This window comes from Pyxidicoccus caerfyrddinensis, assembly GCF_010894405.1.
Classification (GTDB): Bacteria; Myxococcota; Myxococcia; order Myxococcales; family Myxococcaceae; genus Myxococcus; species Myxococcus caerfyrddinensis.
Map to the genome: position 1 here is coordinate 537,954 of NZ_JAAIYA010000003.1, position 14,245 is coordinate 552,198.

Sequence of the window (14,245 nt, forward strand, 5' to 3'; positions counted from 1 at the left end):
CCGGGCCCGTGGTTGTCCCTTCTCTTCCTTCCTATCCGTGAGCCCATGACCGTCCCCCCCTCCGCCGCGCGCGACACCGTGTTCGTGGTGGACGACTCCCGTACCGCCCGGGAGGTGGTGCGCCTGCACCTGGCGCGGCTGGGCTGCGAGGCCGTGGCGATGGAGGGCGGTGAGGCGTGTCTCGCGGAGCTGGCGCGGCGCGCGCCCGCGCTCATCCTCCTGGATTTGCGCATGGAGCGCATGCAGGGCGACGAGGTGTGCCGCCTCGTGAAGGCGCACCCGGCGGGCCGCAACGTGCCCGTCATCATGTTCACCTCCGCGGGCGAGCCGCATGAGGTGATGCACTGCTGGCGCGCGGGCGCGGACGACTTCTTGCCCAAGCCCGTGGCGCTGGAGGCGCTGGAGGCGAAGCTGGCCGCGGTGCGCTCGGCGCGCGAGCGGGCGCAGGGGGCGCCTCGTGGGCGCCGCGTGCTGCTGGTGGAGGGCGGGCGCTTCCTGCACACCTTCCTGGGCGGCGCGCTGGAGCAGGAGGGCCTGCACGTGCTCTACGCGCGCGACGCCGAGGACGCCGCGCGCCTGGCCGCGCTGCACGGCGCGCAACTGGATGGCTTCGTGGTGGACGTATCCCGCACGCCCCGCGAGGCGCTGGGGCTGGCCACGAGGCTGCGCGAGGTGCACGCGCGCAAGCCGCTGGTGCTGCTGTCGCGCGCGGAGGAGTCCGCCGAGGTGCTCACCCGGGCCCAGGCGGTGTCGGGCGCGCCGCTGTTGGAGAAGCGCCACCTGGGCGCGGACGAATTGCTGGGCAAGGTGCTGGGGCGGCTGGTGCCGGGGCTCGTCCCGCTGCGCGCCGCGGAGCGCGTGCCCTTCTTCACCGTGGTGGAGTTCTCCACGGCGGGCGGCGCGGCCATGTCCGGCTTCAGCCACGACGCGAGCCCGGAGGCCCTCTTCGTGCGCACCCTCACCCCCGCGCGCGAGGGTGCCCGGCTGTCGTTGAAGGTCCTGCTCGCCGGCCAGCGCACGCCCTGCACCGCCGAGGCGACGGTGGCCTGGGCCAACCCGCCGCACCCCCAGGGCGCCTTCCGCGCCCCCGCCGGCATGGGCCTGCGCCTGGAGCGCATGGATTCGTCACTCACCCAGCAGTTCGTCCGCTTCGTGCCGCGGACCCTCGGTTTTCCGCTCTCGGGTTCCCCGCGCGTCTCAGGTTTCTGAGAGGCCCCCTCTCTCGCAAACCCCTGGAAACCCCGGGCCCTGGGTCGCTGCGCGCCCTGGCATGGGCGTGGCAATGCGTGCGGCGGCCGCTGGTGCAGGTGTTGGACGCGAGGTCCGCGCCGCCAGTGGGGCCAATGATGAAGCGGGAGGGTTCGATGCGGCAGTGGAAACGCTATGGATGGGTGGGGCTGGCGTTGGTGGCGGCGGGCTGCGGCAGTAGCTCGAAGACTTCGGGGGTCACGAACGAGCCGGTGCAGTCGGCGGCGAAGCTGGAGTCCTTCGAAGGCTGTGAAGCGCTGGAGCAGTACATCGAGGACAGTGCGACGAAGCAGATGCGCGCCTCGCTGGAGTCCCTCAAGAACAACGGCGGAGGCTGGGGCTACGGAGGCCTTCCCCGCGGGGAGGACATGGGGGACGGCGCGCCGCCGACGGGCGCTCCCATGCCCACGGAGGACGCCGCGGGAGGTGGCAACTCCGGGCCGAACGACTCCACGGACACCAACAACCAGGTGGAGGGCGTGCACGAGGCGGACTTCGTGCAGAACGACGGCACGCGCATCTTCGTGCTGTCCGGCCCGCGGCTGTACATCCACCGCTCGTGGCCGGCGGAGCAGCTGGTGCGCACGGCGGCGCTGGAGGTGGAGGGCTGGCCTCGGGAGATGCTCCTGGACGCGGAGCGCAACCGGCTGGTCATCACCTCGCAGGTGTACGAGCAGCGGCCGGGCCGTCCCACGCTGACGGGCGGCGATGGTGTCGCGGCGCCCGCCATGGACTGCGCGGGCTTCGGGTGTGGCTACTACTACGGTGACACGCTGAAGGTGACGGTGGTGGACGTGGCGGACCTCGCCGCGCCGAAAGTCGTGGAGCAGGTGTACCTGCCCGGCGGCTACCTCAACGCGCGGCGCGTGGAGGGTGCGGTGCGGCTGGTGCTCTCGGACCAGTTCCGCTGGCCGGAGGATGTGAGCTTCTACCCCGAGTACTCGCGCGACCTCTACGAGGACAAGGACAAGCTGGCGGACGCGGTGGACGCGCTCATCGCCAAGAACGAGAAGCTCATCCGCGCGCAGTCGCTGGAGGCGTGGCTGCCCGGTGGGCGGCGCGTGGACGCGGCGGGGCACACCGCGCCGCTGACGTATTCGTGCACGGACTTCTTCCACGCCAACGCGCCCACGGGCCTGGGCTTCGTGACGGTGCTGTCCATGAACCTGGACGCGGAAGCGGCCAATGCGGCGCCGCGCCGCACCAGCGTGGTGACGTCGCCGGGTGAGGTCTACGCGTCGAAGGACTCGCTCTACATGGCCACCGGCCATTGGTGGTGGTGGCCGGAGGTGGGGCAGTCGGACTTCACGTACCTGCACAAGTTCGACATCCGCGAGCCGGGCAAGGCCACCTACGTGGGCAGCGGCACCATGGAAGGCCACATCGCCAACCAGTTCTCCCTGGACGAGCACGAGGGCGTGCTGCGCGTCGCCACCACCGTGAGCACCCGGACCGTGGACCTGCAGAACCAGAACTGGTGGCGCTTCGACACCGTCAGCCGCGTGGTCACCTTCCACGAGCAGGACGGGAAGCTGGAGGAGCTGGGGCGCACGGAGAATCTGGCGCCGGGTGAGAGCATCTTCAGCGCGCGCTTCGTGGGCAAGAAGGGCTACGTCGTCACCTTCCGGCAGACGGACCCGCTCTTCACCTTCGACCTGAGCGACCCGGCCCACCCGCGCAAGGTGGGCGAGCTCAAGGTGCTGGGCTTCTCCACGTACATCCACCCGATTGGCGACACGCACCTGCTCACCCTGGGCGAGCAGCGGGACGAGACGGGCAACTGGAACAGCCGCGCCCTCAAGGTGACGCTGTTCGACGTGACGGACCTGGAGCACCCGAAGGAGTCCTTCACGCAGACGGTCGGCACGGCGAGCAGCTACAGCGAGGCGCTCTACGAGCACAAGGCCTTCAACTACTTCGCGGCCAAGGGGCTGCTGGCCATTCCCTTCACCGACTGGAGCTACGACTACACCGACTACTGGTCCAGCTTCCGCAGCGAGCTGCGCGTGTTCCGCGTGGACACCGCCACCGGCATCACCCCGGTGGGCGCGCTGTCGATGAAGGACGTGTACCAGACGTTCAACCAGCGTGGCTGGTCCTGGTACTGGTCGCCCATGGTGCGCCGCAGCGTCATGGCGGATGACTATGTCTACGCCATCACCGACGGCGGCCTGCGCGTGGCGAAGGTGGACGCGCTCCAGACGCCGCTCGCCACGTCGCTGTTCCAGCCTCCGATGGTGCCCTGATGAAGCTCGCGAAATGGATGATGGCGGCGCTGCTGCTCGTGGGCGCGGTGGGATGCGGCACCGAGGCTTCGGGGAAGGAAGAGCCGCTGCCCGACACCGTGGTCCAGGCCGCCTCGGACGACCCCCGCCTGCCCGAGGGCACGGTGCGGAGGCTGACCCTCACCGACCTTCCCAACCGCTGCAGGGTGGCCGCCACCTGTGGTGACCTGGTGGGCGTCGACTGCGGGGCCGAAGTGGACGGGCCGTACTACTACGTGGAGAAGCCCACGGGGCGCATCGTCGAGTACTGCGGCGGGGCGTGCATGATGGGGCCGTCTCCGGACAGCCCGTACTGCCGTCACTGCCCGCCGCTCGGGTGGACGTGCAAGGACTCCCCGTAGCCGTCCCGTGACAGGACTGGACCCGCCCTCCCCGGTCAGGTTGGGGAGCGGCGGGGCGTCACAAGCGGGGAGCGCATTCTCTGCTGGAAGGCGCTATAGGCGCGCCTGCCATGACCATCGCCGCGACTTCGTCCCAGCCCGTGAAGACCTACCGCACGGAGCTCCGTGAGCTGAGCCGGCTGGCGCTCCCCATCGCGATTGCGCAGGGCGGCCAGGCGCTCATGGGCCTGGTGGACACGCTGGTGGTGGGGCGGGCGGGGACGTCCGCGCTGGCGTCGGTGGGCCTGGGCAACGGCCTCTTCTTCGCCGTGAGCGGCTTCGGCATTGGGCTGATGATGGGCTTCGACCCGCTCCTGTCCCAGGCCATTGGCGCGCGCCACTTCGACCGGGCGCGGGCGCTTTTGTGGCAGGGCGGGTGGATGTCGTTGTTCGCGGGCGTGACGCTGTTCGCACTGATGCTGTTGACGCCGTTGCTGTTGCCACTGGCGGGCATTGCCCCCGAGCAGGTGGACGGCGCGCGGGACTACCTGTTGTGGCGCGGGCCCAGCATGCCGCTGATGCTGGCCTTCCTGACGATGCGCTCCTACCTCCAGTCCACGGCCTTCACCCGGCCGCTGGTGGTAGCCACGGTGGCGGCGAACGTCCTCAACCTGTTCGGGGACATCCTGCTGGTGTTCGGCGGGGCGGACCTGCCGGCGTACTTCGGGCCGCTGCGCGCGGTGCCGGCGATGGGCGTGGCGGGCTCGGCGCTGGCCACGTCGCTGTGCACGGGGCTGCAGTTGCTCATCGTGCTCTGGTCGGTGCGGGCTCGGGGGCTGGAGGGCACGGCGCGGCCCACGCGCAAGCCGGTGTGGGCGGACCTGGCGCAGGCGGCGCGGGTGGGCCTTCCGATTGGCCTCCACATCACCGCGGAGATTGGCGTCTTCACCCTGGCGGGCGTGCTGGCGGGAGGCCTGGGCGCGGCGAGCGTGGGGGCGCACCAGATTGCCATCTCCTTCGCGAGCGTCACCTTCACGGTGGCCATGGGCATCGGCAACGCGGGCAGCGTGCGGGTGGGCTGGGCGGTGGGGGCGCACAACACGCCGCAGGCGCGGGTGAGCGGCTTCACCGCCTTCGCGGGCGGCGCGGGCTTCATGGCGCTGGGGGGACTGGTGTTCGCCCTCTTCCCACACGCGCTGGCGAAGCTGGCCGGGGCGCCGGAGGACGTCTTTCCCCTGGTGGTGCCGCTGCTGATGGTGAGCGCCGTGTTCCAGGTGTTCGACGGCGTGCAGGGCGTGGGCGCGGGCGTGCTGCGCGGCGCGGGCGACACGCGCTTCACCTTCATCGCCAACATGGTGGGGCACTACGCCATCGGCCTGCCGCTGACGCTGCTCCTGGGCTTCGGGCTGGGCCTGGGCGTGGTGGGCATCTGGTGGGGCCTGTGCGCGGGGCTCGTCTCGGTGGCGGTGGCGCTCCTGTGGCGCTTCAACCGCCTGAGCGCCGGTACGCTGCGCCCGCTGGAGGCGTAGCGCGTACCGGCGCGGCCCGCCGCGCTACCAGGGCAGGTACTGCTGAATCATCTGCCGCCACACGGGCCAGTCGTGGGTGCCGCCCTGCCACACGGACAGGTGGTTGCCGATGCCCTTCTTCCACAGGAGGCTGGAGAGGTGCTCGTTGGAGGGGCGGCAGAAATCGTGCTCGCCCACCGCCAGCACCATCTCCACGCGCTGCAGGGCGGACAGCTGCGCGGCGTCGTTGAGGCCGTGCAGCCACTGCGTGCAGGAGTGGAAGTAGACCTCCGAGTCGTTGTGGCCGTCGAGGAACTCGTCCGTCTCGAACTTGCCGCCCATGGAGATGAGGCGGCGGAAGACGTGCGGGTGGCGCAGGCCCACGTTGTACGAGTGGAAGCCGCCGAAGCTGCACCCGGCGAGGGTGAGACGGCCGCCGGTGCTGCGGCGGGTGAGCAGCGGCACCACCTCGTGGAGGAGGTAGTCCTCCCACTGCTGGTGGCGCATGACGCGGTCATGCGGGTGGATGGACTTGTTGAACCAGGACTCTTCGTCCACCGAGTCCGGACACACCACGATGTAGCGGCCGGACTGGATGCGGTCGGCGATGGCGCCGATGAGGCCGAAGTCCTCGGCCTGGTAGAAGCGGCCCTTGCTCGTGGGCAGCAACAGCACCGGCTCGCCCGAGTGGCCGAAGAGGAGCACCTCCATGTCCCGGTGCAGGCGCTCGCTGTACCAGCGGTGGTATTCGCGGTTCATGCGCGGGAACTTAACCGCGTTGCGTCAAAGACAAGTACAGGAGTGTGGCTCGCGCGCCCGGGGGGCGTGGGAGTGAACATCCGGGCCATGGGGCCCGATGGAAGTCCGTTAGGGGGGCCTTTCAAGTCCTCACGGTATGGAGCGCCCGCCGTACGACGTCGAGCCCGGACCGCATGGCGGCGCGCGTGGCGCCCGCGAAGCCGAAGACGAGCCCGCCACGGCGGGTGGCGCCGAACTTCGAGAGGGGCTGGACCTCGATGCCCGAGCGGGCGCACTCCGCGGCCACCGCGCGGTCGTCCAGGTGCTCCTTGAAGAGGCCGGCGACGTGCATGCCGGCCCTCGCCGGACCGAAGTCCAGGCTGTCGGCGAGGACCTTCGCTTCCTCCAGGAAGGCCAGACGCCGCTCGTCGTAGAGGGCGCGCGTCTTTCGCAGATGGCGCGCCAGGTGCCCTTCCTGGATGAACGCCGCGAGCACGCCTTGCGTGAGCAGGGCGGTGTGGCCGTCCGCGACGTGCTTCGCGTCGACGAAGGCGCCAACGAGCTGCTCCGGCACGATGGCGTAGGCAATCCTCAGTCCGGGGAAGAGGATTTTGTTGAAGCTGCCCACGTAGATGACCCGCCCATCTCCATCCATGCCTTGCAGGGACGCGAGCGGGCGGCCCTCGTAGCGGTAGTCACCGTCGTAGTCGTCTTCGACGATGTACGCGTCCTGCTCGCGGGCCCAGCGGAGCAGTGCCTTCCTGCGCTCGAGTGACATCTCGTAGCCCAGCGGGTACTGGTGCGCCGGGGTGACGTACGCCAGGCGCGCGCGCGGCGCGAGCCGCTGGCCGGCCTCCACGTCGAGGCCGTGTTCATCGACAGGCACCTGTATGACTTCCAGGCCCACCGCGCGCAGACAGTGCTGCACGGGCTGGTAGCCCGGCACTTCGGCCCAGGCCGCATCACCGGGGTCGGCGAGCGCCTTTCCGGCGAGCTCCACGGCCTGCTGCGTGCTCGTCACCACGACCACCTGTTCGGGAGAACAGGCCACGGCCCGCATGGCGGAGGCGTGTGCGGCGATGGCCTCGCGCAGGGCGGGCAGGCCGTTGCTCGCGCCGTAGGCCCAATAGGCGCTGCCGGGTCGAGCCGCCTCGCGGTTCAGGAGGCGATTCCAGGCCGCGCGCGGAAACAGCTCGACGGGCGGGAGCGAGGGGGTGAAGGGCACCGCCTTGAGGGGCTGATAGTGGCCCGGGTAGCTGCGCAGCGCCGTGGCGCGTTGGGACAAGCGCCGTTCCGTCCCGGCCGCCTTCGATGCGGCTACGCGCTTCGGTGTCAGCGGAGGCGCGTCGTGGTCGGGAAGGCGGGGGGCCACGAAGCTGCCCGCGCCCCGGCGCCGGACGATGTAGCCCTCGGCCACCAGCTGGCCGAGTGCCCAGTCCACGGTGTTCCTCGCCACGCCGAAGTCCTTCGCGAGCGTCCGGCTCGAAGGCAGGCGCGCGTTGAGCACGAGCGCTCCGCTCCGGATGGCGGTGCGGATTCTGTCGCAGATGCGCGCGTAGGCGGGCTGGCCCGGCGCGGCTTCGAGTCCCGCGACATCGACCGAGAAGATGGAAGCGGCATGTTTGGCCATCAACTCCCGAGGTTAGCCCTTCACCCGGGAGTGCTCGACCACCCAGTTCTTCTCCCACGCCTTGCCGTCGAGGGAGAAGGACTGCTCCCAGCGCGCGGCGTCAGGCCCGAGGCGCGTCCAGTGGAACACGACCTTGATGGGCCGGCCGTCGTCCGTGTCATCGCCGTAGAACTCGCCGTGGTCGCCGGTGAATCCGCCCACGACGGGAGGAAACAGCTCACCGGTCCTGCTGTTGATCCAATACAGGGACCACTGGCGCTTCTCGATGCTGAAGGTGCGCACGGTCATCCCGGACCAGCCCTTCGTCGGGAAGACCACCTCGTCGATGTTCACGATGCCGCCCATGCGGCTCTCGCAGCGGACCGTGTTCGGAAAGACGTCCCAGTCGGTGCTGCCGACCCAGCGCTTCTTCAGGCGCCGGTTCACGCTCGACCAGTTGCCGACGAAGAAGTCGAAGTCGTGGATGTCCCCTGTGGGGAGCTTGGGGATGGAAGGCGTCTTGCCTGCGGACGGAGCCTGGGGGCCGGCGGCGCTCGGGAAGGGCAGGAGCGACATGGCGCCGGCACCCGCGAGGGCGTGGGTCAGCAGCTTCCGGCGTGAGGGAGAGATGAGGAGGGGCATGCGGAAACGCTCGCTCGGGAGGAGGTGTGCCCGAGCAAGATGCGCGCAAGCCGGAGGGGTGAGAAGCGCCACTTAGGCGGGAGGGATTGGGCCACTCCGGAAGCGCTGTCCCATACGCGATGGTCGAATGCGCCAGAGGGTGATTTCGCGCAGAGCGGGCTGGCAGTGTGCTTCGGCCATGCCTGTCATCAGGTAGGGACGTGATGCAGAGCGACTACTGTGTGCTCGAGCGCGAAGGCCCTGATACCTATCCGCTCCTGGGTTGGGACCAGAGCGGGAGGGCCTTCAGAAAAGGCACGGCGGTTCATGTGACGGAGCCCATCCGACTGCGCCTGCGGACGCCGGTACCAGGTACACCCGTCATGGTGGACCACCACAGCCTTCCTGCTCCGGTCCTCTCGACTCGGCTGAAGGAGGTGCTGGCTCCGTTGTCCCTCTACAACGTGCAGCTCGTTCCGGCTGACGTGCGCGTAGGGGATGCGGTTCTCCGGTACTGGCTGCTTCACGTCCACAACGAAGTGCCGTGCATGGACAAGGCGCGCTCGGTCTTCGAGCTTTCCTCATGTGGGCGACTGGTGCTCAGTCTCGACAAGCTCGTCCTCGACGAGAACGTCCTTGCCGATATTCCTCTGGAGCGCCGGCTCGTTTTCGTCCTGGCCGAGGCTACGTCTGTCTGCCTCGTTCATTGTTCCGTTATCGACCGGATGCTCTCACTCACACCGCGACCGCAGGGGCTGCGCTTCATTCCCGTCACGGAGTGGAGCGACGCGGCTGGTTTCCGTGGCGATACGTCGTCCTGAGAGGCCAGGCACGTTACCGGCCCACTCCCCACGGGCGCAGGAAGTCGTCGGACTCGGAGAGGATGCGGGGGAGGGATGCGGTGAGCTCGTGGCCGTCGTCCACCTCCACCAGGCGGACGTGGCGCCGGCCCTCGGCCCACTGCTGTGAGTAGCGGAGGAGGCAGGTGTCATCCGTGCGTCCGTGGATGATGAGCGTAGGGACTCGCACGTCGGGCCAGCCGCCCGTGCGCGCGTCCACCGCTTCCGCGTCCGGGATGAAGCCGGAGTGGATGCGCACCTTGCGCTTCTCCGCGAAGTCGTCCGTCTCAATCCAGCCGGCCTTGTTCCAGTGCGCCCAGCCCGCGTCTCCCATGCGGCGGTGGAGCTGCTCCACCACCCGGAACGCGGGCGCCAGCAGTACGAGCGCGCACACGCGGGCGTCCTGCTCCGCCGTACGCGCGGCGACGAGCCCGCCCAGGCTGGAGCCGAAGAGGACCGCGCGCTCCTCGGACCCTCCGAGCGCCGCGCGCACCGTGGCGAGCATGGCGCTCAGGCGCAGCTCTTCCATCGACGGAACGCGCAGGTTGAGGCGCTCCACGTGAAGGCCCTGGCTCGCGTAGTGCCTTGCTACCGCCACGCCTTTCGTCGAGTCAGGCCCCGAGGCGAAGCCGTGCAGGTACAGCCAGCGAGGACCGATGGGCGCGGGGACGGGAGGCGGCGTGCTCATGGCGGCGCACTGTACCTGCCGGTTGTCACAGGTGTGCGCTGGAATGCCTTCGTGAGCGTCCGGCCGATTCTCGCCAGCAGGTGCTCCGCTTCGGTGACGCGACGGAAACCTCGGGTACACGCGGCCACGATGATGGGGTGTCCTGGTTGGAGTTCGAGGATGCCCACGTCACAGGCACGCCGGTGCTGCGTGCCCGTCTTGTGTGCCCAGGTGGCCGTGCCAGGGAGCCCGGCACGGATTCGGGCTCGGCCCGTGTCGCAGCTTCGCATCAGGGACTTCGCGTGTTCGCAGGTCGCGGGGCTCAAGCCCTCGCAGCGGGCCACCTGCTCCAGCAGTTGGCCCAGCTCGCGCATCGACGCGGAGTTGGTGCCCTCCGCGTAGTACGCGTCGAAGGCGGACTCCAGCTCGCTGCCAGTCCAGGCGGGCGTGTGGCCCAGGACTTCGGAGAGGGCCCTTGCTCGTGTCCCGAGCGTGTTCCTCCGGCCCAGCTCGCGCACCTGTTCGGGTGTCAGCGCCGCGCCCCTCGGGTCCAGCTTTCCGTAGACGTGGTGCCGGTCTTCCAGCAGCGAGACGAGCGGACCGAAGTGCACACCTCTGCGCTCCAGTCCCGCATTCACGTGGTCGATGCCGACCTTTCCGATGAGCAGGTCCGCCGCCGCGTTGTCGCTGTGCACCATCATGTGTTCGAGCAGTGTCGCCACGGTGAGCGCTGTGCCCGGAGGCACCTTCGCCATCGGGTGCATGCCGTCGCGGGCATCGTCAGGCTCGAAGGCGATGGGGGTGTCGAGCGCGAGTGTCCCCGCGTCCACCTGACGCAGCACCTCCAGCATCACGGCCACCTTGATGGCCGAGGAGAGGTACATGGGCGTGCTCGCGTTGAGGGCATACTCCTCGCCCGTGCTCAGGTCGCGGACGTAGAGCGCCAATTCCCCGTCGAAGTCGCGCGCGGCCGCGTCCACGCCTTCGCGCAGGACGGCGCGCCACGACGGCTCGGAGACGGCGGGCGCGGCATGGGCGGCACCGGCCAGCATTCCGAGCAGCGTCACGAGGAGTGACAGCCACCTGCTTCCGATGCCGCCGCGCAAGGCGTGCGTCTCCGAACCTTTTCAGGAGGGCCTGATACCGCTCAGCCCCCACCGCCTCCGGCCAGGCCCGTGTCCTCGCTCGCGGGCGGGGATGTGGGGGCCTCGGACTGCTGGCCCGCGCCGCCGATGCCCGTGGCGTCTTCGTCGGGGTCAGGGGCCGGCGTGGTGTCCGGTTCCGGCGTCGCCTGTTGCTGGGCCGTGGCGCTGGTGTCTGGAGTCGCGGGTGAAGGCGTAGGCGCCGGAGGAGTCGCGGGCTGCTGGGCCGCGCTGCCAAGGGCCGTGGCCTCGGTCGACGTGTCCGGAGCGGGTGCGGGCGAAGTGGTGGGTTGCCGCGCCGTGCTGCCGACGGTGGTGGCCTCGCTCTGTGCGGGCTGCCGTGTGGCGGCACCGCCGACGGTGGTGGCCTCGCTTTGCGCGGACTGCTGTGCCGCACTGCCGACGGTGGTGGCCTTGCTCGGCGTGGACTGTCGGGCCGCACTGCCGACGGAGGTCGCTTCGCTCGGCGTGGACTGCCGGGCCGCACTGCCGACAGAGGTCGCTTCGCTCGGCTCGGACTGCCTCGCTGCACTGCCGACCGTCGTGCCCTCGGACGACGTGTCGAGCGAGGAGTCCGACGAGGTCGTGGACCGTTGTCGTCCCGCGCCACCCGTGGCCTGCTCGTCGCATTCCTCCTGCTTCTTCTGTGCGGCGCTCGCGGACTGCTGCCCGGAGCCACCGGTGCCCACCACTTCGCAGATGTAGCCGGGCTGTTGCTCGGGGGTGGGGGCGCTCGCCCGTCGCGGGCTGACGTGCTGTCCCGTGCTGTTCGTGCCCTGTACGCGCGGTTTGGGGTTCGTCGTGTCCGCGGGTCTGCTCTGGTCATGCGCGCAGCCGGTGCCGAGCAGCAACGCCGCCGCGATGGGTCCAATGACTTTCATGGTCACCCCGTCTGGTTTGAGCCTGTCGCCGGGGAAGGTGGGGCGTGCGTCGCAGAACGAACAGTTGGGGGCCTGCCGGGACGCTCCCCCTATGGGAGGGCTGGCGGGGAAGCTGCCGCCCGCCGTGCCGTCCGCACCCGCCGGGAAGAGCGCAGGCTCAGAACCGCAACACCGGACCCGCAATCACGGACTGAATCGGCCGGAAGCACACGTCCTGGATGTCCTCGGGGATTCGCACATCGCAGAACTGGATGGCCGAGGCCACTGACACGCCCCAACGCTCGCTGAACCAGCCGTCAATGCCCACCCGGATGGCCATGCTCGTGGTGTCGAACTTCTTCCGCCGCAGCTCGCCGAAGTCATCCGGCGTGAAGGGGTTGGACCAGCTCTTCGACAGCCGCGCTCCCACCCACGGGTTGATGGGCTTGTCCCGGAAGAAGCGCAGCCGCGCCTCGATGCCCACCGCCTTGTAGTCGAACTGCGAGGACTCCAATTGATTCGGGTCCACGGCCGTCGGGAACTTCTCGCCCCACATCTCCGCGACCTCCGCCAACAGCCCCAGCGACAGTCCCACGGGCGCCTCCACGCCCAGATAGCCGTGCAGCGCCGGGCCCTTCGCGTGGAAGCCGCTCAGGTGGTCCAACGCGATGCCCGCGCCCAGCGACGCGTAGCCGTGCCAGCCGTCCGCCATCGCCTCCGTGCCCATGCCCAGCACACCCGCCAGTGCCACCCACTTCGACAGCTTTCTCATGCGCGCCAGTCTAAGCCCGGGAGCGTGCTCCCCGGGAGCGCTGTCGCCTGTCCCCGTGCGTCCGTGTCATGAACGTCGGCGGACCCCCGTCACGGAGAGGCACATGCGCGTTCCGCCGGACAACCTGCCCGCCACCTTCACCGTCTCCGCTGTGCAGTCCCAACAGCGCGAGGGCGGCAGGCCCTACCTGGAGTTCCTCCGCCGCGCGTCCATGAGCGCGGGCCTCTATGTCCTCGAGGCCGGCGCCACAGACGGCCAGCGCCCCCATGCGGAGGACGAGGCGTACTACGCCGTGTCCGGACGTGCGCGACTCACCGTGGGGGAGACCGAGCAGGCGGTGGAGCCCGGCTCCTTCATCTACGTCCCCCAGCACGTGCCCCACCGCTTCCACTCCATCGAGGAGCGGCTGGTGCTCCTGGTGCTCTTCGCGCCGGCCGAGTCCGGCGGTTAGGCTCACCCCCCATGTCCGTTTCCTTCGAAGCCGCCGCCTCCGCCGTTCGCGATGCCCTCACCGACGCGGGGCGCGGACTCGTCGAGCGCGAGGCCATGGTGGAGCTCGTCGCCCTGTCCGCCGTGGCCGGCGAGCACCTGCTCGTCATCGGCCCGCCCGGCACCGCGAAGAGCGAGGCCGTGCGCCGCACCTCTCGGGCCCTCGGTGGCTCCTACTTCGAGTACCTCCTGGGCCGCTTCACCGAGCCCTCCGAGCTGTTCGGCCCCGTGGACCTGCGCAAGCTGCGCGAGGGGCTCGTGGAGACGGAGACCTCCGGCATGCTGCCCGAGGCCGAGGTGGCGTTCCTCGACGAGGTCTTCCTCGGCTCCACCGCCATCCTCAACACGCTGCTTGGCATCCTCAACGAGCGCACCTTCCGCCGCGGCCACACGCGCATGCGCTGCCCGCTGCGCGTCTGCGTGGGCGCGTCCAACGCGCTGCCCGAGGACGACTCGCTCGCCGCCTTCGCGGACCGCTTCCTCGCGCGCATCTTCGTAGAGCCCGTGCCCGACCCGCGGCTGGAGGAGCTGCTCGCGGGCGGTGCCTCGCTGTGGGGCGAGGGCGAGGCCCGCTCCACCTCGCTGGCGTCCCTGGACGTGCTCGCCCAGGCGGCGCGCGAGGCGGACCTCTCGGCCGTCCGCCCGCACCTGGCGCATGCGCTGCGCACGCTGCGCTCCGCCGGCATCGGCCTGTCCGACCGCCGCGCGGTGAAGGTGCAGAAGCTCATCGCCTCCGCCGCCGCCCTTGCCGGACGGAGCGTGCCGACGACCGCGGACCTGTGGCCGCTCGTCTACGCCGTGCCCACGAAGGAGGCGCAGGCGCTTGCTCGCGACGTGCTGCGGGATTTGCTCGCGGCGTCGGAGAACCCGGCCCTGGCCGCCGCCGCGCTGGAGGCCAGCGCGGGCCCTCGTGCTCGCGCGCAGCGCATCGCCACGGCGGGAAAGTTGCTGCTCTCGGAGCGGCCCGCGCAGGGGGACTCGGAGGCGCTCGCCGCATGGCGTTTGAAGCTGGAGGGCGTGGCGCGGGAGATGGACGCGGGCTTCTCGCCCGAGGCCATGCCCGAGGACCTCAAGGCCCTGCGGGCCCAGGTGTCCGCGGCGCTGGTGCCCGAGGCCTCCATGGGTGCGCCGGGCGTGGCGGCCTGAG

Annotated in this window: 14 protein-coding genes; 7 read left to right on the forward strand and 7 right to left on the reverse strand. The window is 70.3% G+C overall.

The genetic code is table 11. The features are described 5' to 3' along the window. Positions 1 to 45: 45 nt before the first annotated feature. The 4 genes from G4D86_RS09360 to G4D86_RS09375 all read left to right on the forward strand — a co-directional run bounded on the left by G4D86_RS09360 (position 46) and on the right by G4D86_RS09375 (position 5,382). A complete protein-coding gene (locus G4D86_RS09360; RefSeq protein WP_163991748.1) occupies positions 46 to 1,209 on the forward strand; it encodes a TIGR02266 family protein in 1,164 nt (387 codons plus the stop codon). Positions 1,210 to 1,364: 155 nt separating this feature from the next. After that, positions 1,365 to 3,494 carry a beta-propeller domain-containing protein gene (locus G4D86_RS09365; protein ID WP_163991750.1) on the forward strand — a complete coding sequence of 710 codons (2,130 nt, stop codon included), beginning with the start codon at positions 1,365 to 1,367 and terminating at the stop codon, positions 3,492 to 3,494. After that, entirely contained in the window at positions 3,494 to 3,874 is a 381-nt protein-coding gene (locus tag G4D86_RS09370; protein WP_163991752.1) for a hypothetical protein, read from the forward strand. The genes G4D86_RS09365 and G4D86_RS09370 overlap by 1 nt, the downstream gene beginning before the upstream one ends. Before the next feature lie 110 nt (positions 3,875 to 3,984). After that, positions 3,985 to 5,382: an MATE family efflux transporter gene (locus G4D86_RS09375; RefSeq protein ID WP_163991754.1), complete on the forward strand. Its 1,398-nt coding sequence runs from the start codon at positions 3,985 to 3,987 to the stop codon at positions 5,380 to 5,382. A gap of 24 nt (positions 5,383 to 5,406) precedes the next feature. On the opposite strand, the gene G4D86_RS09380 is transcribed toward G4D86_RS09375, so the two are convergent. From G4D86_RS09380 to G4D86_RS09390, 3 genes are all read right to left on the reverse strand, one after another. After that, positions 5,407 to 6,120, reverse strand: a complete 714-nt coding sequence (locus G4D86_RS09380) for an esterase family protein (RefSeq protein ID WP_163991756.1) — start codon at positions 6,118 to 6,120, stop codon at positions 5,407 to 5,409. A 121-nt stretch (positions 6,121 to 6,241) separates the two neighbouring features. Further along, on the reverse strand, positions 6,242 to 7,729 hold the full coding sequence (gene pdxR / locus G4D86_RS09385; RefSeq protein ID WP_163991758.1) for a MocR-like pyridoxine biosynthesis transcription factor PdxR: 1,488 nt from the start codon (positions 7,727 to 7,729) through the stop codon (positions 6,242 to 6,244). A gap of 12 nt (positions 7,730 to 7,741) precedes the next feature. Further along, the gene (locus G4D86_RS09390; protein ID WP_240360137.1) at positions 7,742 to 8,350 is read right to left on the reverse strand and encodes a hypothetical protein; all 609 of its coding nucleotides are present in this window, start codon (positions 8,348 to 8,350) and stop codon (positions 7,742 to 7,744) included. 203 nt (positions 8,351 to 8,553) lie between these two features. Here G4D86_RS09390 and G4D86_RS09395 point away from each other — a divergent pair, with 203 nt between their 5' ends. Further along, on the forward strand, positions 8,554 to 9,150 hold the full coding sequence (locus tag G4D86_RS09395) for an imm11 family protein (protein ID WP_163991760.1): 597 nt from the start codon (positions 8,554 to 8,556) through the stop codon (positions 9,148 to 9,150). A 13-nt stretch (positions 9,151 to 9,163) separates the two neighbouring features. On the opposite strand, the gene G4D86_RS09400 is transcribed toward G4D86_RS09395, so the two are convergent. The 4 genes from G4D86_RS09400 to G4D86_RS09415 form a co-directional block, all read right to left on the reverse strand. Beyond that, positions 9,164 to 9,856 carry a YqiA/YcfP family alpha/beta fold hydrolase gene (locus tag G4D86_RS09400; RefSeq protein ID WP_163991761.1) on the reverse strand — a complete coding sequence of 231 codons (693 nt, stop codon included), beginning with the start codon at positions 9,854 to 9,856 and terminating at the stop codon, positions 9,164 to 9,166. Continuing rightward, on the reverse strand, positions 9,853 to 10,941 hold the full coding sequence (locus G4D86_RS09405; protein WP_163991763.1) for a serine hydrolase: 1,089 nt from the start codon (positions 10,939 to 10,941) through the stop codon (positions 9,853 to 9,855). The genes G4D86_RS09400 and G4D86_RS09405 overlap by 4 nt, the downstream gene beginning before the upstream one ends. A 41-nt stretch (positions 10,942 to 10,982) precedes the next feature. After that, the gene (locus G4D86_RS09410; protein WP_163991765.1) at positions 10,983 to 11,858 is read right to left on the reverse strand and encodes a hypothetical protein; all 876 of its coding nucleotides are present in this window, start codon (positions 11,856 to 11,858) and stop codon (positions 10,983 to 10,985) included. A gap of 157 nt (positions 11,859 to 12,015) precedes the next feature. Further along, positions 12,016 to 12,609, reverse strand: a complete 594-nt coding sequence (locus tag G4D86_RS09415; protein WP_163991767.1) for a porin family protein — start codon at positions 12,607 to 12,609, stop codon at positions 12,016 to 12,018. Positions 12,610 to 12,712: 103 nt separating this feature from the next. Between G4D86_RS09415 and G4D86_RS09420 the strand changes: the two genes are divergently transcribed. Continuing rightward, complete coding sequence (locus G4D86_RS09420; protein ID WP_163991769.1) at positions 12,713 to 13,060, forward strand: cupin domain-containing protein; 348 nt, start codon at positions 12,713 to 12,715, stop codon at positions 13,058 to 13,060. Positions 13,061 to 13,071: 11 nt separating this feature from the next. Further along, a complete protein-coding gene (locus G4D86_RS09425; protein ID WP_163991771.1) occupies positions 13,072 to 14,244 on the forward strand; it encodes an AAA family ATPase in 1,173 nt (390 codons plus the stop codon). The last annotated feature ends 1 nt before the right edge of the window (position 14,245 follow it).